The sequence below is a fragment of the Janthinobacterium sp. CG_23.3 genome (assembly GCF_046115965.1).
GTDB lineage: Bacteria > Pseudomonadota > Gammaproteobacteria > Burkholderiales > Burkholderiaceae_D > Janthinobacterium.
The window spans coordinates 1-18242 of the sequence record NZ_JBJXIB010000122.1 but is presented as its reverse complement, the minus strand read 5'-3'; the positions used below and the strand labels follow the sequence as shown (position 1 = coordinate 18242).

Genomic DNA, 18242 nt, shown 5'->3' with positions numbered 1-18242 from the left:
GTTGTGCCGTCTTTCTTTTTTTTTTTTTTTTTTTTTTTTTTTTTTTTTTTTTCTTTTTTTTTTTTTTTTTTTTTTTTTTTTGTTTTTTTTTTTTTTTTTTTTCCCCCCCCCCCCCCCCCCCCTCCCCCCCCCCCCCCCCGACGCTGCTGCAATTGCAACAGTTGCAGCAGTCGCAGCAACTGAGCCTGGAGCGTATCGAGCGCGTCGAGCGCGAGGTGCGCATGCAGTTGCAGTCCTCGGCCCAGGCCACGCGCCAGGAGTTGAGCGCGGCGCTGGCGCAGTCGCACGCGGCCACGGTGCAGCAGCTCGACGGTATGCGCGCGCAAAGCCAGGCGCAGGCGCAGGGCGGGCGCGAGGAGCAGTCGGCCGGCCTGGCGCGCTTCGGCGAGGCGATGAACCAGGCGCTGCTGCATCTGACGCAGTCGAACGCGCAGCGCCTGCTGGAGGTGCGCGCCACGCTGGAGTCGAAGATCGGCGATTTACAGGCCGATAACGGCGCCCGCCTCGAAGAGATGCGCAAGACCGTCGACGAGAAGCTGCACGCGACCTTGGAGGCGCGCCTGAGCGAGTCGTTCCGCCAGGTGTCGGAGCGGCTCGAACGGGTGCACCAGGGACTCGGCGAGATGCAGCAGCTGGCCATCGGCGTCGGCGACCTGAAGCGGGTGCTGACCAACGTTAAGACGCGCGGAACCTGGGGCGAGGTGCAACTGGAGATGTTGCTGGAGCAAGTACTCACCGTCGACCAGTACGCGAAAAACGTCGAAACCATTCCCGGCACCGGCGCGCGCGTCGAATTCGCCTTGAAGCTGCCGGGCGCCGTCGACGGCGGCGCGCCGGTGTGGATGCCGATCGACGCCAAGTTTCCCAAGGAGCAGTACGAGCGCCTGGTCGAGGCCGCCGAGCGCGCCGACGCCGACGGCGTGGCGCTGGCCGGCCGCGAACTGGAGCGCGCGGTACGCGGCGAGGCCAAAACCATCGCCGAGAAGTACCTGTCGCCGCCGCACACCACCGACTTCGCCATCCTGTTCCTGCCCACCGAGGGCTTGTACGCCGAGGTGATGCGGCGCCCCGGCCTGGCCGACGAGTTGCAGCGCGTCAACCGGGTCAGCATCGCAGGGCCGTCGACGCTGTCGGCCCTGCTGAACAGCCTGCAAATGGGCTTTCGCACGCTGGCGCTGGAAAAACGCTCGTCCGAGGTGTGGCAGGTGTTGGGCGCGGTGAAGACGGAGTTCGGCAAATTCGGCGATGTCTTGAGCCAGACCAAGCTGGCGCTGGAACGCGCCGCTAAGAATATCGAGAGCGCGGAGGTGCGCAGCCGCCAGATGGCGCGTAAGCTGAAGTCGGTGGAAGCCTTGCCGAGCGAGACCGCGCAACTGGTGCTGGGCCCGGACGTCGAGCTGGACGAGGCGCCGTAGGAGCCGCCCGCGCCACGGTAAAGTCGGCGTGGTTGAATTGTTTGAGGAGAAAACATGTCGTCTTCCAGCATCGCTCGCAGCATCGACTCGGCCGCCGCCGGCCTGCACAGCGGCGCCCAGCGCAACAAAATCGTCAGCGCCTTTGACGCGGTGCGGCTGATCCACGACGGCGACACCGTCGCCACCGGCGGTTTCGTCGGCATCGGTTTCGCCGAAAATATCGCGGTGGCGCTGGAGCAGCGCTTTTTGCAGTCCGGCGCCGAGTCGCAGGACGGCCTGGCGCATCCGCGCGACCTGACGCTGGTGTATGCGGCCGGGCAGGGCGACGGCAAGGAGCGCGGCCTGAACCATCTGGCGCACGAGGGCCTGGTCCGCCGCGTCATCGGCGGCCACTGGGGCCTGGTGCCAAAGCTGCAGCGCCTGGCGATGGACGACAAGATCGAGGCCTACAACCTGCCGCAGGGGGTCATCAGCCATTTGTTCCGCGACATCGCCGGCGGCAAGCCGGGCCTGCTCTCCGAGGTCGGCCTGGGCACCTTCGTCGACCCGCGTTTCGGCGGCGGCAAGGTGAATGCCCGCACCACCGAGGAACTGGTCGAGCTGATCGTCCTGGGCGGCAAGGAATACCTGTTCTATAAGAGCATGCCTATCCATGTCGGCATCATCCGCGGCACCACGGCCGACGCCAACGGCAACGTGACGATGGAGCGCGAGGCGCTGACGCTGGAGGCGCTGGCCATTGCGATGGCGGCGCACAATTCCGGCGGCATCGTCATCGTCCAGGTCGAGCGCATCGCCGAGCGCGGCAGCCTGAACCCGCGCCAAGTGAAAATCCCCGGCATCCTGGTCGATTGCGTGGTGGTGGCGGAAAAGCCCGAATACCATATGCAAACCTTCGTCGAGCAGTACAGTCCGGCCTTTGCCAGCGAGCTGCGGGTGCCTTTGTCGAGCATTGCCCCGATGCCGCTGTGCGAGCGCAAGGTGATCGCCCGGCGCGCCCTGATGGAGTTGTACGCGAATAATGTGGTGAACCTCGGCATCGGCATGCCGGAGGGCGTCGCCGCCGTTGCCGCCGAGGAGAAGCTGCTCGATTTGCTGACGTTGACGGCGGAACCCGGCGTCATCGGCGGCATGCCGGCCGGCGGCCTGAATTTTGGCGCGGCCACCAACGCCGACGCCATCATCGACCAGCCCTACCAGTTCGACTTCTACGACGGCGGCGGGCTGGACGTGGCAATCCTCGGCCTGGCCCAGGCCGACGCCCTGGGCAACGTGAACGTCAGCAAGTTCGGACGCCGCCTGGCCGGCGCCGGCGGTTTCATCAATATCAGCCAGAACGCCAAGAAGGTGGTGTTTGTCGGCACCTTCACGGCCGACGGCCTGAAGCTGGCGGTGCAGGGCGGCCGCCTCGCCATCGTGCAGGAGGGCGCCTGCCGCAAGTTCATCGGCGAGGTCGAGCACCGCACCTATAGCGGCGCGCACGCCAGCGCGCGCGGCCAGACGGCCCTGTTCGTCACCGAGCGCTGCGTGTTCCGCCTGACGCCGCAGGGCTTGGAGCTGATCGAGATCGCGCCCGGCATTGAACTGGAGCGCGACATACTCAGCCAAATGGCCTTCGCGCCCGCCGTCAGTGCGACGCTAAAGCTGATGGATGCGCGCATTTTCGTTGACGATGGAATGGGTTTGCGCGCGGATATGCTCTCGCTGCCGCTGGAGCAACGGCTGGTGTACGACCCGCGCCAGGAGCTGTTCTTTGTCAATTTTGAAGGATTCAACGTGGCCGACAGCGCCACCATCGCCGCTATCGGCACGCTGGTCGCGGCGCGCCTGGAGCTGCTCGGCAAAAAAGTGCCGGCCGTCGTCAACTACGACAATTTCACCATCCTGCCCGACGTGCTGGACGATTACATCGACATGGTGAACGGCCTGAGCGAGCGTTACTACAGCCGCGTGACGCGCTACACCCACAGCGCCTTCATGCGCGCCTACGTGGGCGAGGCGTTCCGGCGCCGCGACCGCGACCCGGCCTTGTACGCCAGCTCGGCCCAGGCGATGGCGCATTTAAAAGCGGCGCCGGAACGCTAAACGGCCCCCGCGGGGGCCGTTCCTTACACTCAAGCCGACGCGGGCGCTGTCTATGCCTTGCGGCTGCGACGCGCAGCGAATCCCACGAATGCCAATCCGGCCAACAGCATGGCCCAGCCTGCCGGCTCTGGAACCGGGGTCAGGACGGCGGGAGGGACGCCACCACCCCCACCACCCCCACCACCCCCACCACCCCCACCACCCCCACCACCCCCACCACCGCCACCGCCGCCACTGCTGACGGCGTTGCCGCCGCTAAACAGCGACAAGCCGCCCAGTGAGGTTGCCGCAGGTCCAAGACCGCCACCCCACACCATGCCGGGCAGATCGCCGGCGCCGCTGGCGACCTTGTTCGGCACGTTACTATTGGACCCTGCCGAGCCGCTGTGCAATTCGTTAAACGAATTGCCTTCGGTTGCCGCGAAGGGTGGCGATACCTCGCCGGCCGGTGCGCCGCCTGCGCCACCTGCGCCGCCAGCGCCTTGCGCCGTGGGCGCGCCGCGCGAGATCCGGCTGACGTTGCGGCAAATCGTTGGTACCAGAATGCAATGGCCCTGTTCGCAGTACACCAGGCCGCGTTCTTTCATGTCCGCAGTCCAACCGGCGCGCGACACTTGGCGGCAAACCCGGCCAGTGCCGAAGTGCATATCGCTGATGCGCGCGTCGTAGTTGTCGCGGCCGCTGATGGCGTCACGGCTGATGGTCACGAATTCGTCGAAGTTGCGGTCGCGCATGCGCTGTTTCAGGCGCTCGCGCACCGGGCCGGGAATGTCCTGGTAGCGGTCGACCGCTGCAACGACGTCGCCCATGAAGGGATTGACGCCGGGACGGTTCCAGTTGCAACTGTCAATGCGCTCGTCGGCCGGCGCCGCTTTTGCCTGGGCCGGCAGCGGCGCCACCGACAAGGCGGTCGCGCACATCAGCATACCGACGATGCCGGAAATCCAGGCCAGTGGACGACGGGAAAAGGCTGATATTTTGTTGTTTGTCATTATTATTTTCACAAGTGAATGATCTAACCGGAATGCATGTTATCACGAGGGAAACTGATTTGGTAATAAAGAAAGATATTTGAGGGTAAATTTTGTTTCGCCGCAACTTTGATTCGGAATATTTTCAGGGTGGGAAGATAACGCTGGACATTTATTCCAGGTGTGCTGGGGAGCCGCTGGATCGGCGCGCCGTCAAAGAGCCGGCGTCAAGGCGAGTAGGTTAAACCCTGAGGCTCTGCCCCCAGGGTGACGCTCTTGGTTTGGCGCCAGGGCAAGGAGGAGGGCGGCGGTGCCGCGCCGGCCGGACGGCGCCTAGACCAGGCCGTCGAACAGCATGACGTCGACCGCGTCGCCGGCGCCGAGGTTGCCCTGCTCGTCGTGCAGCACGACCATGCAGTTCGCTTCGGACATCGAGCGCAGGATGCCGGAGCCTTGCGAACCGGTTACGCGCACCTCTTGCAGGCCGGCGGCGTCGAGGCCGAGGATGCCACGCTGGAATTCGGTGCGGCCCGGCCGTTTGCGGATCGGGTCGCGCGAGCGCACCCGCAGCAGCGGCGGCGGCGCGGCGTCGGCGCCCATCATGCGCAGCAGCGCGACGCGGGCGAAGAAATAGAAGGTCACCATGACGGCCACCGGGTTGCCGGGCAGGCCGAGCAGGAAGGCGCTGCGACCGTTCGAGCTGATCTGGCCGAACGCCATCGGCCGGCCGGGGCGCATGTCGATGCGCCAGAAGTCCACCTGGCCCAGCCTGGCCATGATCTGGCGCGTGTAGTCGGCTTCGCCGGAGGACACGCCGCCGGAGGTGATGACGGCGTCGGCGTTTTCGCAGGCGCTGCGCAGCGCCGCCTCCAGTGCCGCCGGCTGGTCCTTGACGATGCCCATGTCGATGACGTCGCAGCCGAGCCGGTTCAGCATGCCGAACAGCGTGTAGCGGTTGCTGTCGTAGACGCAGCCGGCGTCGAGCGGCTCGCCGATCGAGCGCAATTCGTCGCCGGTGGAGAAGAACGCCACCCGCAGGCGCCGCTGCACCGGCGCCTCGGCCACGCCGAGCGAGGCCAGCAGGCCCAATTCGGCCGGGCGGATGATCTTGCCTTTTTTCAGCGCCGGGCTGCCGGCCAGCAAATCCTCGCCCTTCAGGCGGCGGTTGTCGCCGGCGCGGATGGCGCCCGCCGGGATCGTCACGGCGGCGGCGTCGGCGTGGCTGACCAGTTCCTGCGGCACCACGCTGTCGCAGCCGGCCGGCATCACGGCCCCGGTCATGATGCGGGCGCACTGGCCGGGGCCGATGGCCAGCTCGGCCGGATGGCCGGCGTAGACGGTGGCGACGATGGCCAGCGTGGTGGGGCCGTCGGCGCGCAGGTCGGCGCCGCGCACGGCGTAGCCGTCCATCGCCGAATTGTCGTGCGCCGGCACGTTGATCGGCGAGATGATGTCGGCCGCCAGCACCCGGTCCAGCGCGCTGCGCAGCGCCACCTGCTCGCTCGAACGGATCGGCGTGATGGCCGCCTCGATCAGGCGCTGGGCCGCGCGCACCGACAGCGCGGCGGCGCCGGGCTGGCCGGCGGGCGGCGCCGGCGTGGCGGCCTGGGCAGCGGCGGCCATTCCCGCCTCGGCGCTGCGCAATTGCTCCGGCGTGTTGATGTTGCGGAACGCCTCGGTCTGGTCGAAGCGCACCCGCGCCACCGCCAAGTCGCCATACCAGCCCTGCATGCGCCGTCCGCCGCCGTCCAGGTAGGCGCTGAGGGTCGGCAAGGCGCTGGTTTTCAGCAGGCAGAAGACGGCGTGGGTTTGCTCGTAGGCGGCGCCGTCGGGGTCGCTTTCCAACGTGACGGCGACGGCCAGGTCGGCGTCCTCGGCCAGCAAGGCCGCGGCCAGCCGCGCCACCAGGTCGTCCGGCAAGAACGGCGAGTCGCAGGGCACACTGACCAAGAATTCGGTGTTGCAACGGCGCAAGCCGCTATGCAAGCCCGCCAGCGGCCCTTCAAAGCCGCCCAGCTCGTCCGGCCAGACCGGCACGCCCAGCGTTTCGTAGGTCGCCAGGTTCTGGTTGGCGTTGATGGCCAGCGCGCCGACCTGCGGCGCCAGCGTGCGCAGCACCTGCGCCGCCATGGTGGCGCCGCGCAGCGGCATCAAGCCCTTGTCGACGCGGCCCATACGGGTGCCGCGTCCGCCGGCCAGGATCAGGCCGGTAATGTTGTGCTTGTCGATCATTGTTTATCTATTATGAATGTCGTGCGTGACCGCGGCGCCGGGTTGGCGCCGCGGCCTTAACCGCCGATATAAGACATTTCCACTTTTTTGCCGCCGCGTGCCAAGCCGCTGGTGTTGACGGTACGCAGCTCGGAATAGCGGTCGCCGCGGGCGCGCCACAGATGCGCCAGCACGGTCGAGATTTCCGCGTCGCTGCGGCCGCCGCGCAGCAGCGCGCGCAAGTCGTGGCCGCCGGTGGCGAACAGGCAGGTGTAGAGTTTGCCTTCGGTGGAGAGTCTGGCGCGCGTGCAGTCGGCGCAAAACGCCTGGGTGACGCTGGAAATGAGGCCGATTTCGCCGCCGCCGTCGCTGTAGCGCCAGCGCGCCGCGGTTTCGCCGGTGTAGTTGGCCTGGATCGGTTCGAGCGGCAGGTGTGCGCCGATGCGCCGCGCCACCTCGGCCGAGGCGATCACCTCGGCCAGGTTCCAGCCGTTGGAGGCGCCCACGTCCATGTACTCGATGAAGCGCAGGATGTAGGGCGTGCCCTTGAAATGGCGCGCCATCGGGACGATTTCCTGGTCGTTCATGCCGGCCTTGACGACCATGTTGATCTTGATCGGGCCGAGGCCGACCTGGTGGGCGACGTCGATGCCGTGCAGCACGTCGGCGACGGCGAAGTCGACGTCGTTCATGCGCTTGAAGGTGGCGTCGTCGAGCGAGTCGAGCGATACCGTCACCCTTTGCAGGCCGGCGTCCTTCAGCGACTGGGCTTTTTTGGCCAGCAGCGAGCCGTTGGTGGTCAAGGTCAGGTCGAGCGGCTGGCCGGAACGCGTCTTCAGCGCGGCGAGCATGCCGATCAGCTTTTCGATGTTTTTGCGCAGCAGCGGCTCGCCGCCGGTCAGGCGGATCTTTTCCACGCCGTGCGCCACGAACAGCGTGGCGATGCGGGTGATTTCCTCGAACGACAGCAGCGCGCCGTGCGGCAGGTAGGCGTGGTTCTTGTCGAACACCTCTTTGGGCATGCAGTAGACGCAGCGGAAGTTGCAACGGTCGGTGATGGAAATGCGCAGGTCGTGCAGCGGCCGGGCAAGCCGGTCCGTTACGCGGCCGTCGGGTGTTTCGAGCAGCGCGGGGACCGCCGGCGCCGTCTGGCGGCCGTCGGCGAGGATGATGATCTTTTCAGCCATGAATTCTCTGGTGCAATTACGTGGAAATACCGCTAAGACAGATACGATAGCACGAGGCCGGCGAAGGCACAGGCGAAGATCAATTTGATGGTGCCGACGCGGAAGCGGAACAAGGCCACGCAGGCGGCGGCGCTGATGGCGATGGCGGCCGGGTCCCAGTGCGGGCCCGGTGTTTCCAGCCAAAACACGTGCTGGCCGAAAAACAGCGCGAGGCTGACGATGACGCCGACCACGGCCGCCGAAATGGCCGTCAGCGGCGCCGTCAGGCGGATGTTGTCGCGGGTCGACTCGACCAGCGGCCCGCCGGCCAGGATGAAGATGAACGAGGGCAGGAAGGTGAAGAACGTGGCGACGCAGGCGCCCGCTGCGCCGGCCAGCGCCAGCTTGTCGCCGAATAAGGCGTGGGTCCAGGCGCCGACGTAGCCGACAAAGGCGACGATCATGATCAAAGGGCCTGGCGTGGTTTCGCCCAGCGCCAGGCCGTCTATCATCTGGGCGCCGCTGAGCCAATGGAGGGTGTCGACGCCGCCTTGGTAGACGTAGGGCAGCACGGCGTAGGCGCCGCCAAAGGTCATCATGGCCGCCTTGGTGAAGAACCAGCCCATCTGCGCCAGCGGGCTGGCGGCGCCGAAGACGGCCGCCAGCAGCAGCCAGGCGCCGGCGCCGAGGCCGGCGCCGGCCAGCGCCACCGCCAGCAGGCGGCGCCAGGCGAAGCGGGCGTGCGCCGGCGTCGGGCTGTCGTCGTCGATGATGGCCGGGCCATAGCTGGCGCGGGCGTGCGCATGGCCGCCGCCGATCTGGAACTGGCCGGGCCAGAAGCGGCCGCCGGCCAGGCCGATGGCGGCCGCGCCGAGCACGATCACCGGAAATGGCAGGCGCAGCACGGCGATGGACAGGAAGGCGGCGATGGCGATGGCGGCCAGCGTGGCGTTCTTGACGCTGCGGCTGGCGATGCGCCAGGCCGCCGCCAGTACGATGGCGACGACCGCCGGCTTGATGCCGTACAGCACGCCGGCGACCGCCGGCACGTTGCCGAAGGCCAGGTATATCCAGGACAGCAATATCAGAATGAGCAGCGAGGGCAGCACGAACAGCGCGCCGGCCATGACGCCGCCGCGGGTCTTGTGCATCAGCCAGCCGATGTAGATGGCCAGCTGGGTCGCCTCGGGGCCGGGCAGCAGCATGCAGTAGTTGAGCGCGTGCAGGAAGCGCTGCTCGGAAATCCAGCGGCGCCGCTCGACCAGTTCGGTGTGCATCAGCGCGATCTGGCCGGCCGGACCGCCGAAGCTGATGAAGCCCAGCTTCAGCCAATACCAGAAGGCGGTGCTCAGGCTGACGGCGGCGGGGCGGTCGACGGGTGTGGCCATATTGGTGATTCGAAAAAGATTAGAAAAAGATTAGGGGACAGACCACGATTTTCCCGCAATATAAAAAGATTAGGGGGACAGACCACGATTTTCCCGCAATATTGCGGGAAAATCGTGGTCTGTCCCCGGTTGAAAAAAAGGGGAAGCACTTGGCTTCCCCTTTTTTTAGAGCAACTGGAGGGGATGCAACCCGTTCAGTTTAATTGCGCTGGGTGTTGACTTGCACCAGCGGCTCATCGGCTTGCTGCGGCAGCGGCTTGCGCTCGCGTGGCTTGCGCACCGGAGCGACCGCGCTGGCGGCCGCTTCGCGTGCCGCCCGCAGTTTTTCCGGATCGGTGGCCGCCAGCGTCAGGCCGGCCGAACCGAGCACCGCGCTGATGTCGATGGCAGGCGCTGCCGCGACCGGCGCAGGGGCCGGGGTCGGGGCGACACGCGGTACCACCGGCGCAGGAGCAGGCGCAGGAGCAGGCGCAGGCGTTTCGGCTACAACGGCAATGGCTTCCACGACGACCGGAGCGGTAACTTCCAGCACTTCCGCTTCGACCACAGGCGCCGCTTCGACAGCGACAGCTTCCACGATGACGGCGGGCGCAACTTCCGGCGCCGCCACGGTTTCCTCTTTCGCTGCAACGACAGGCTCGGCGGCAGGGGCTGGTGCGGCAACTTCAGCCACCACGACCGGAGCGACCGCTTCGGCTACCGGAGCGGCCACTTCGGCTTCCGCGGTAACTTCCACTACAGGAGCGGCAACTTCAGCCGTCACGGCAGGTGCCGCCGCCTCGACTGCGGGCGCAGTCTGGGCGGGCACGTCGGCAACTGGCGTCGCGTCGGCGGCGGCATCGTCTGCCGGCGCTACGCTGAAGCTGGCCACTGGCGCCGACTCTTGACCGTCGGTATCGGATGCCGACCCTTCAATCATTTCGCCCGTTTCGCGGTCGCGGCGGTTGCGGTTACGGCCACCGCGGCGGCGGCGGCGGCGCGGCTCTTCGCCGTCGACGTCGAGTTCTTCGCCGTCGGGACCGATGCTCGGCGCCGCTTTCAGCAGGTCGATGGTGGGCGCTTCTTGCTCCACTACCGGGCCGGCCGACGGCGCCGGCGCGGTGACGGCGGCAACGCTGACGCCCACTGTCAGCTCGTCAACCTTGACTTCGGCGACCGCGGCCTTGTCGGCGCGCGGTTCGCGCGGCGGACGGGGCGTACGCTCCGGACGTTCCGGACGCTCGGCGCGTTCGCGCGGCGCCGTCAGCTCGCCCGGCTCGCGCGCTTCACGCGGTTCGCGCGGCGGACGCGGCGGACGCACCGGACGGGCCGCCTTGTCGGCGTCGTCGGCTTCCTTGGCCGCCACTTCCGGCTGGACGCGGGCCTGGCCTGGTTCGCGCTCGGTGCGCTCGCCCGGCTTGCCGTTGCGGTTGCGGCCGCGCGGGCCGCGGGCGTTGCGGTCGGCGTTGCGGTCGGTTGCCACGGCTGGCTTGGCGGCCAGCACGGCTGCCGGCGTTGCCACCGGCGCTTCCGGCTTGGCGCTGAAGAAGCTGATGATCTTGGCGATCAGTCCTTGCGGCGGCGGCGGCGGCACGTACACCGGCACTGGCTTGACCACTTCGACCGGCTTGCGCTCGACCAACGGGGCCGGCTGGTCCGGAGTAATCGTCTTGACGACGGCTTCCTGGCGCGGCTTGGCTTCTTCCTTCTGGCGCTTGCTGTAGGCCATGTCGGTTTCGGCGCTCTCGGCCAGGTTGTAGCTCGCTTGCGCTTCTTCCAGGCGCGGATCGTCGTGCTTGATGCGTTCGAGCTTGTAGTGCGGCGTTTCCAGATGCTTGTTCGGGATCAGGATCACGGCGATGCGGTGGCGGTTCTCGATTTTCAAGACCTCGCCGCGCTTCTCGTTGAGCAGGAAGGCGCCGACGTCGACCGGCACCTGGACGTGGATCGTCGCCGAGTTTTCCTTCATCGCCTCTTCCTGGATGATGCGCAGCACTTGCAGGGCGGACGATTCGGTGTCGCGGATGTGGCCGGTGCCGGAGCAGCGCGGGCACGTCACATGGCTGCCTTCGGACAGCGAAGGGCGCAAGCGCTGGCGCGACAGTTCCATCAGGCCGAAGCGCGAGATTTTGCCCATCTGCACGCGGGCGCGGTCGTGGTGCAGCGCGTCTTTCAGGCGCTGCTCGACTTCGCGCTGGTTCTTCGCCACTTCCATGTCGATGAAGTCGATGACGATCAGGCCGCCCAAGTCGCGCAGGCGCAACTGGCGCGCCACTTCCTCGGCCGCTTCGCAGTTGGTGTTGAAGGCGGTCGTTTCAATGTCCGAGCCGCGGGTGGCGCGGGCCGAGTTGACGTCGACCGAGACCAGCGCCTCGGTGTGGTCGATGACGATGGCGCCGCCGGAAGGCAGGGGCACGGTGCGCGAGTACGCCGTTTCAATCTGGTGTTCGATCTGGAAGCGCGAAAACAGCGGCACGTCGTCGCTGTAGCGCTTGACGCGGTGCACCATGTCGGGCATCACGTGGCTCATGAACTGGTGCGCCTGCTCGTAGATGTCGTCGGTGTCGATCAGGATTTCGCCGATGTCGGGCTGGAAGTAGTCGCGGATCGCGCGGATCACCAGCGACGATTCCTGGTAGATCAGGAAGGCGCCGGAAGCCGATTTGCCGGCCCCTTCGATGGCGCGCCACAGTTGCATCAGGTAATTCAAGTCCCACTGCAGCTCGTCGACGTTGCGGCCGATGCCGGCGGTGCGGGCGATCACGGACATGCCGGCGGGCAGGTCCAGTTTGTCCATGGTCTCGCGCAGTTCCTGGCGCTCTTCGCCTTCGACCCGGCGCGACACGCCGCCGCCGCGCGGGTTGTTGGGCATCAAGACCAGATAGCGCCCGGCCAGCGAGACGAACGAGGTCAGGGCCGCGCCCTTGTTGCCGCGCTCTTCTTTTTCGACCTGGACCATGATTTCCTGGCCTTCGCGCAACGCTTCCTTGACGGAGGCGTTGCGCACGTCGACGCCTTCGCGGAAGTAGGTGCGGGCCACTTCCTTGAACGGCAGAAAGCCGTGGCGGTCTTCGCCGTAGCTGACGAAGCAGGCTTCCAGCGACGGTTCGATGCGGGTGATGACGCCCTTGTAGATGTTCGATTTGCGCTGTTCGCGCCCGGCCGTCTCGATATCGATGTCGATCAGTTTCTGACCGTCGACAATCGCTACGCGCAGCTCTTCTTGCTGCGTAGCGTTAAACAACATGCGTTTCATTTTTATTAACTCCGCGACCCGAAGGCCATCTCAATGCCGCTTCCTTGGAAGCGGCGAACATACACGGATATACGCGAGAATAGGAGTGGTTGTGGTGGGTATGCCCGGGCGTGCGGCGCAACAACGCGTGACGTTGCGGCCGCAACAGGGCGCAAATGACGTCGATCGACATGCCGAGTGCACGCATCACCTGCGACGCATCTGATGCCGCCGGGGTGGCCGGGGCATAGGGGGCAGGCGGTGGCAATTCAAGAGCCAAATCGTAGCCCGGCCTACATACTGCGATTGCGATGCCGAGGCCAAGCCTCAGCCTTTCATCGGCAACCCGCACTATGTAGACTTGCTACATGGGGTTTGGCGAAAACGGCAAGCGTTATCAACTTCATCAACCCGCCAGCACGGTTTACACAACCGGGCTGGCGGGTACTTATCCTTACAATCCAAACACTCTTATCCAGCACCCTGAGGCAATATCCGATTACAACAACGGTGCAACCTTGATTCGGTCAGGGCGGTGCGTATACATTTTTTCCACCGAATTTGCAATTTGGCGAGGCCGGTGGAGACGCCCCTGTGTAAAATGTGCTTTTATTGTTACACCAGCAGCAGCAATGAGCCACAGCAAAAACAATTATATATTCAAAATGAAGGACTTAGAGAGATTTTCTGGGAAGACAGAGCAAATGAAGATGCAAAACGATGTTGTTCCCCCTTCAAGCACGGTTCAGCCGCAAGCGCAGTTCGTCACGATCTCCGAAGAGGAGGCCGGACAGAGGATAGACAATTACTTATTAAGGGTCTGCAAGGGCGTGCCGAAAAGCCACGTCTACCGTATTCTGCGCTCCGGCGAGGTGCGCGTGAACAAGGGCCGTATCGACCAGTTGTACCGCCTGGTGGAAGGCGACGTGGTGCGCATTCCGCCGGTGCGCATCGCCGAAAAACCGGCCGGCGCGGCGGCGGCGCCGCCGGCCGAGTTCAAGATCATTTTCGAGGACGCCCACCTGTTGGTGATCGACAAGCCGGCCGGCGTGGCCGTGCACGGTGGCTCCGGCGTCTCGTTCGGGGTCATCGAGCAGTTGCGCGCGTCGCGTCCGGACGCCAAGTTCCTGGAACTGGTGCACCGGCTCGACCGCGACACCTCGGGCCTGCTGTTGCTGGCCAAGAAGCGTTCGGCGCTGACCAACCTGCACGAGCAGATGCGCGACGGCCTGACCGACAAGCGCTACCTGGTGCTGGTGCACGGCGACTGGAAAAACGCGCGCCAGCACATCAAGCTGCCCTTGCACAAGTATACGACGGCCGAGGGCGAGCGCCGGGTGGCGGTGCAGGCCGACGGCCTGGCGTCCCACACGGTGTTTAGTTTGTTGCATAAATATACCCAATTCGCGCTACTGGAGGCGGAGCTGAAAACCGGCCGCACCCACCAGATCCGGGTACATCTGTCATCGTCGGGCTTTGCCATCGCCGGCGACGACAAGTACGGCGATTTCGCGCTCAACCGCGCGCTGCTGAAGGCCGACGCCACGCGCGGCGCGCTCAAGCGGATGTTCCTGCACGCGCATCAAATCACCTTCACGCACCCGGAAACGGGTAAGAACGTGACCTTAAACGCGCCATTGGCCGCCGAATGCGAGCGTTTCTTGGTAAGCTTGGGGAAACCGCTGGCAAATGTCGCGCGCTGAGCTTGGCGCGGGATGTTGTAGGTCGGCTTGGCCCAAAGGACGTAAGCCGCCAACGTTGGCCCGCAGCAGCGCGTTCCGCTTCGGCCAACATTGTCGAATTACGCTACGCTAATCCGACCTGGGACATGCCACCTCAACGCTATCAGGGTGCCGCGGCGGCGTTGAAGGAAAGCAGTTAGCCGACCACCTGCGATAACCGGGGCCTACATATATATAAGGAGCCGGTGGCGACAGCCACCGGAAGACATGGCAAGAAAGCAATTTGATCTGATCGTCTTCGATTGGGATGGCACGTTGATGGATAGCACCTCAACAATCGTGAAATGCATCCAGGCCTCGGCCAAGGACCTGGGCTTGCCGGTGCCGCGCGACGCCGCCGCCTCGCACGTGATCGGGCTGGGCTTGCTGGAGGCGATGCAGGCGGTGATGCCGGACATCGACCCGAAATTCCATCCGCGCATGGTGGAGCGCTACCGCTACCACTTCCTGTCGCGCGACCACGAGCTGACGCTATTCCCGGGCGTGCAGGAAATGCTGCAAGAGTTGTCGCAGCAAGCCTACTTCCTGGCGGTGGCCACCGGCAAGAGCCGGGTTGGCTTGAACCGCTCGCTGAACGCCGTCAAGCTGCTGTCGATGTTCGACGCCACCCGCTGCGCCGACGAAACTTTTTCCAAGCCGCATCCGGCCATGCTGCTTGAACTGACGCGCGAGCTGGGCCAGGACATCAAGCGCACCGTGATGATCGGCGACACCAGCCACGACCTGCTGATGGCCAACAACGCCGGCGCGGCCGCGGTCGCGGTGCAGTACGGCGCCCATCCTGTGGCCCAGCTCGACGCCTGCGCGCCGATGTACTCGGCGGCGACGGTGGCGCAGTTGCACGACTGGCTCAACGAGAACGCGTGATGCCCCCGGACGCGATCGACGAGGTGCTGATCTGCGCGGCCGACGCCGTGCTCGAGGGCGGCAAGGGCGTGCGTTTCGCGCTCACCGTCGGCGGCGAGGACGGCACCGGCTTCGTGGTGCGCTACGGCGGCACCGCCTACGCCTACCTGAACCGCTGCGCCCACGTGCCCATCGAGCTGGACTGGAACGAGGGCGATTTCTTCGAATCCAGCGGCTTGTACCTGATGTGTTCCACCCATGGCGCGATTTACGTGCCGGAGAGCGGCCGCTGCGCCGGCGGCCCTTGCAAGGGCGGGCGGCTGCGGCCGATCCCGCTGCGCGAGCATGACGGCCAGTTGTACTGGCAGCCGGACGACTACCTCAGGCCGGCGCGCGCCTGAGCGCCACACCCCACAATGAAGCGAAACGAGATATGAGCGAAAACACGAATACAGACCTGAACGGCGCCGCGTCGGCCGCCAAAGCGGCCGGCGGCGCCAACTGGGAGCGCGGGGTGCTGGAGAAACTGGTGTTCGCCACCTTGCAGGAACAGCGCGCGCACCGCCGCTGGGGTATTTTCTTCAAATTGTCCATGCTGGCCACCCTGGTGTTCGGCCTGCTGGTCTACTTCGATTTCAGCATAAGCGGCGCGGAAGAGGCCCTGGGCCGGCACACCGCGCTGATCGACATCGACGGCGCCATCGAATCCGAGGGCAGCGGCTCGGCCGCGGTGGTGATCCCGGCGCTGGACAAGGCCTTCTCCGACGCCGGCTCGGTCGCGGTGGTGCTGCACATTAATAGCCCGGGCGGCAGCCCGGTGCAGGCCGGCATGATCGTCGACGAAATTCTGCGCCTGCGCAAAGGCTACCCGGCCAAGCCGCTGTACGTGGTGGTCGACGAGATGTGCGCCTCGGGCGGCTACTATATTGCCGCGGCGGCCGATAAAATTTATGTCAACAAGGCCAGCGTGGTCGGTTCGATCGGCGTGCTGATGGACGGTTTCGGCTTCGCCGGCGTGATGGAGAAGGTCGGCGTCGAGCGGCGCCTGCTGACGGCCGGCGTCAACAAGGGCTTCATGGACCCGTTCACGCCGATGAGCGACAAGCACAAGGCTTACGCCCAGGTGATGCTCGATGAAATCCACCAGCAATTCATCGGCGTGGTGCGCGCCGGCCGCGGCAAGCGCCTCAAGGAAACCCCGGAAACCTTCTCCGGGCTGTTCTGGAGCGGCGCCAAAGCCGTCGAGATGGGCTTGGCCGACGGTTTCGGCACCGTCGACACCGTCGCGCGCGACATCGTCAAGGCCGAGGACATCGTCGACTACACCCAGCATGAAGGCTTGCCCGAGCGGGTGCTGAAAAAATTCGGCGCGGCGATGGGGGCGGGTGCGGCGAAGGCGGCGGTGCACGCCACCCAGCCCGTATTTCGTTGACGCAGGCGGGAAATTTGATGGGGACTATCCGGATTTCTCTTGATATTTCCCGTGCTTGGACTATATTGATACAGTAGTTCTTTTCAAGGGGGCCGATATAAATCGTTTATTTTGTTGTCCGCAAAAAGACTTGATGTTTCAACGGAACTACTCACTGCATCGTTGATGCGGCATTAGAGAGAATTTAGATTCCTCGCAAGAGTCCCGCAATGGGGCTTGAGAACGGCGGCGCAATGCCGCCGTTTTCATGTGCGCGTACGGTTCACATGTCGCTCAGGCGGCGCAGGCGCCGGCGAGGGTGCCGGGCAGCGCCTTGGCGCGCCAGCGCCGCGGCGCGGCTGCCGGCGCGGCGGCGGCGGCGGCCGGCGCCGTCTCCGGCGCCGTCTCCGGCGCGCTCTCCCGCTCCGGCTCGGCCTGGCTGAATCCGCCGGCCGCCAGCCACAGCGCGAAGTTGTTCTGGGCCGCCGCGTGCCAGCGCGACTGCGGCGAGCCGCTGAGCATTTCGCATTGGCAATAGCCGTTGCTCCAGCGGGCCAGCGCCAGGTGCATGGCATGCATGGCTGACTGCTCGGCCGCCAGTTGCAAGTGTTGCGCCTTGCTGGTCTGGTTCAAGTCGGGGGTGTCGATGTGCGGCATACGGTCTCCTCGTGAGATACCACTCTGGTAGTTCTGAACGCCTACCTTGTTTCCTAAAGTCGTTAGGCCGATTCCTAATCGAGTTTCAGTGTATCAATAGGACTTGCTTCTGATTTGATATAAGTCAATTGAACTGATGAGCCGGACGTCAAAAAGACCTTGCAAAGAGCGCGTCCGTGTACGCGACATGTTTGCCTGACACGGCGTGCCGGGCGCCGCGTCGCGGCCGCCCGCTTCACTGTCGCTGCCGCATCTGTTAAAGTCTCGGCATGAGTAAATTATCCCTAGACCGCATCCTGCAATCGCAGGGTTTCGGCACACGAAAATACTGCCGCTCCCTGATCGAGGACGGCGAAGTGAGCATCGCCGGCGCCACGCCGGACAACTACCGCAGCACCTTCGACACCGACGGCCTGGTGCTCAAGGTTTTCGACGAAGAGTGGGTCTACCGCGAGCACCTGTACCTGGCGCTGCACAAGCCGGCCAATGTCGAATGCTCGCGCAAGCCCAGCCACCACCCCGGCGTGCTGACGTTGCTGCCGGAGCAGTTCACCTGGCGCGAAGTGCAGCCGGTTGGCCGGCTCGACCACGACACCACCGGCATGCTGCTGATGTCGGACGACGGCCCCTTCATCCACGCGCAGTCGTCGCCGAAGCGCCACGTGCCGAAGATTTACCAGGCCACCACGCAGGAACCGGTGACGGCGGAACTGGTGGCGATGCTGCTGGCCGGCGTGCAACTGCACGACGAACCGGCGCCGCTGGCGGCGCTGGTGTGCGAGCGGCGCGGCGAGCGCCAAATTGAAATCGTGCTTGAGCAGGGTAAATACCACCAGGTCAAGCGCATGCTGGCGGCGGCCGGCAACTATTGCGTATCGCTGCACCGTTCGGCGATTGGCGCCCTGACGCTGGAGTCGCTCGGCATTGCCGAGGGCGAATGGTGCTATCTGAACGCCGAGCAACTGGCGCTGCTGGCACCGGCCTGATTTGTTGCTGTGAAGGCAAAGAGCCGGGGGGCAGACCCCCATGCCGCCAAGTGAAGTATTTCGTAGATACTATGAATGAAGGCGGGTCGGCAAAAGACGCAAATTAATCCTAAAGTGAAGGTTCGAAGAATCAACTTAGGAGAAAATCAT

The 18242-nt window shown here is 65.2% G+C and carries 13 protein-coding genes; 7 read left to right on the top strand and 6 right to left on the bottom strand.

Annotation, left to right across the window (positions count from 1 at the left end; all coding sequences use genetic code 11):
- Window positions 1–143: 143 nt before the first annotated feature.
- On the top strand, window positions 144–1415 hold the full coding sequence (gene rmuC, locus ACFDR9_RS22385; RefSeq protein WP_409032413.1) for a DNA recombination protein RmuC: 1272 nt from the start codon (window positions 144–146) through the stop codon (window positions 1413–1415).
- A 54-nt stretch (window positions 1416–1469) separates the two neighbouring features.
- Window positions 1470–3500, top strand: coding sequence for an acyl CoA:acetate/3-ketoacid CoA transferase (locus tag ACFDR9_RS22380; protein ID WP_409032411.1), 2031 nt, complete (start codon window positions 1470–1472; stop codon window positions 3498–3500).
- 50 nt (window positions 3501–3550) lie between these two features.
- On the opposite strand, the gene ACFDR9_RS22375 is transcribed toward ACFDR9_RS22380, so the two are convergent.
- From ACFDR9_RS22375 to ACFDR9_RS22355, 5 genes are all read right to left on the bottom strand, one after another.
- On the bottom strand, window positions 3551–4492 hold the full coding sequence (locus tag ACFDR9_RS22375; RefSeq protein ID WP_409032410.1) for an MHFG family PEP-CTERM protein: 942 nt from the start codon (window positions 4490–4492) through the stop codon (window positions 3551–3553).
- A gap of 312 nt (window positions 4493–4804) precedes the next feature.
- Window positions 4805–6703 (bottom strand): gephyrin-like molybdotransferase Glp, encoded by a 1899-nt coding sequence (glp, locus tag ACFDR9_RS22370; RefSeq protein WP_409032409.1) that lies wholly within the window; start codon window positions 6701–6703, stop codon window positions 4805–4807.
- Window positions 6704–6759: 56 nt separating this feature from the next.
- On the bottom strand, window positions 6760–7869 hold the full coding sequence (moaA, locus tag ACFDR9_RS22365; RefSeq protein ID WP_409032408.1) for a GTP 3',8-cyclase MoaA: 1110 nt from the start codon (window positions 7867–7869) through the stop codon (window positions 6760–6762).
- A 32-nt stretch (window positions 7870–7901) separates the two neighbouring features.
- Window positions 7902–9236: a chromate efflux transporter gene (gene chrA, locus ACFDR9_RS22360; RefSeq protein WP_409032407.1), complete on the bottom strand. Its 1335-nt coding sequence runs from the start codon at window positions 9234–9236 to the stop codon at window positions 7902–7904.
- A gap of 199 nt (window positions 9237–9435) precedes the next feature.
- Window positions 9436–12471, bottom strand: a complete 3036-nt coding sequence (locus tag ACFDR9_RS22355; RefSeq protein WP_409032406.1) for a ribonuclease E/G — start codon at window positions 12469–12471, stop codon at window positions 9436–9438.
- Between the two features lie 683 nt (window positions 12472–13154).
- On the opposite strand from ACFDR9_RS22355, the gene ACFDR9_RS22350 reads away from it, so the two are divergent.
- The 4 genes from ACFDR9_RS22350 (at window position 13155) to ACFDR9_RS22335 (ending at window position 16470) form a co-directional block, all read left to right on the top strand.
- A complete protein-coding gene (locus tag ACFDR9_RS22350; protein ID WP_035787915.1) occupies window positions 13155–14153 on the top strand; it encodes an RluA family pseudouridine synthase in 999 nt (332 codons plus the stop codon).
- A 246-nt stretch (window positions 14154–14399) separates the two neighbouring features.
- Window positions 14400–15059, top strand: coding sequence for an HAD-IIIA family hydrolase (locus tag ACFDR9_RS22345; RefSeq protein ID WP_026133396.1), 660 nt, complete (start codon window positions 14400–14402; stop codon window positions 15057–15059).
- Entirely contained in the window at window positions 15059–15439 is a 381-nt protein-coding gene (locus tag ACFDR9_RS22340) for a Rieske (2Fe-2S) protein (protein ID WP_409032412.1), read from the top strand. The genes ACFDR9_RS22345 and ACFDR9_RS22340 overlap by 1 nt, the downstream gene beginning before the upstream one ends.
- Window positions 15440–15471: 32 nt before the next feature.
- Entirely contained in the window at window positions 15472–16470 is a 999-nt protein-coding gene (locus ACFDR9_RS22335; protein WP_409032405.1) for a S49 family peptidase, read from the top strand.
- Window positions 16471–16743: 273 nt separating this feature from the next.
- Here the strand turns inward: ACFDR9_RS22335 and ACFDR9_RS22330 are convergent, their stop codons facing one another.
- Entirely contained in the window at window positions 16744–17106 is a 363-nt protein-coding gene (locus ACFDR9_RS22330) for a hypothetical protein (RefSeq protein WP_409032404.1), read from the bottom strand.
- A gap of 269 nt (window positions 17107–17375) precedes the next feature.
- Between ACFDR9_RS22330 and ACFDR9_RS22325 the strand changes: the two genes are divergently transcribed.
- Window positions 17376–18092 (top strand): pseudouridine synthase, encoded by a 717-nt coding sequence (locus tag ACFDR9_RS22325; protein ID WP_409032403.1) that lies wholly within the window; start codon window positions 17376–17378, stop codon window positions 18090–18092.
- Window positions 18093–18242 lie beyond the last annotated feature (150 nt).

Bases quoted from the DNA above. Each gene is read 5' to 3' on its own strand.
- ACFDR9_RS22380 (WP_409032411.1), top strand. From the start codon at position 1,470: ATGTCGTCTTCCAGCATCGCTCGCAGCATCGACTCGGCCGCCGCCGGC.
- ACFDR9_RS22375 (WP_409032410.1), bottom strand. From the start codon at position 4,492: ATGACAAACAACAAAATATCAGCCTTTTCCCGTCGTCCACTGGCCTGG.
- glp (WP_409032409.1), bottom strand. From the start codon at position 6,703: ATGATCGACAAGCACAACATTACCGGCCTGATCCTGGCCGGCGGACGC.
- moaA (WP_409032408.1), bottom strand. From the start codon at position 7,869: ATGGCTGAAAAGATCATCATCCTCGCCGACGGCCGCCAGACGGCGCCG.
- chrA (WP_409032407.1), bottom strand. From the start codon at position 9,236: ATGGCCACACCCGTCGACCGCCCCGCCGCCGTCAGCCTGAGCACCGCC.
- ACFDR9_RS22355 (WP_409032406.1), bottom strand. From the start codon at position 12,471: ATGAAACGCATGTTGTTTAACGCTACGCAGCAAGAAGAGCTGCGCGTA.
- ACFDR9_RS22350 (WP_035787915.1), top strand. From the start codon at position 13,155: ATGAAGATGCAAAACGATGTTGTTCCCCCTTCAAGCACGGTTCAGCCG.
- ACFDR9_RS22345 (WP_026133396.1), top strand. From the start codon at position 14,400: ATGGCAAGAAAGCAATTTGATCTGATCGTCTTCGATTGGGATGGCACG.
- ACFDR9_RS22340 (WP_409032412.1), top strand. From the start codon at position 15,059: ATGCCCCCGGACGCGATCGACGAGGTGCTGATCTGCGCGGCCGACGCC.
- ACFDR9_RS22335 (WP_409032405.1), top strand. From the start codon at position 15,472: ATGAGCGAAAACACGAATACAGACCTGAACGGCGCCGCGTCGGCCGCC.
- ACFDR9_RS22330 (WP_409032404.1), bottom strand. From the start codon at position 17,106: ATGCCGCACATCGACACCCCCGACTTGAACCAGACCAGCAAGGCGCAA.
- ACFDR9_RS22325 (WP_409032403.1), top strand. From the start codon at position 17,376: ATGAGTAAATTATCCCTAGACCGCATCCTGCAATCGCAGGGTTTCGGC.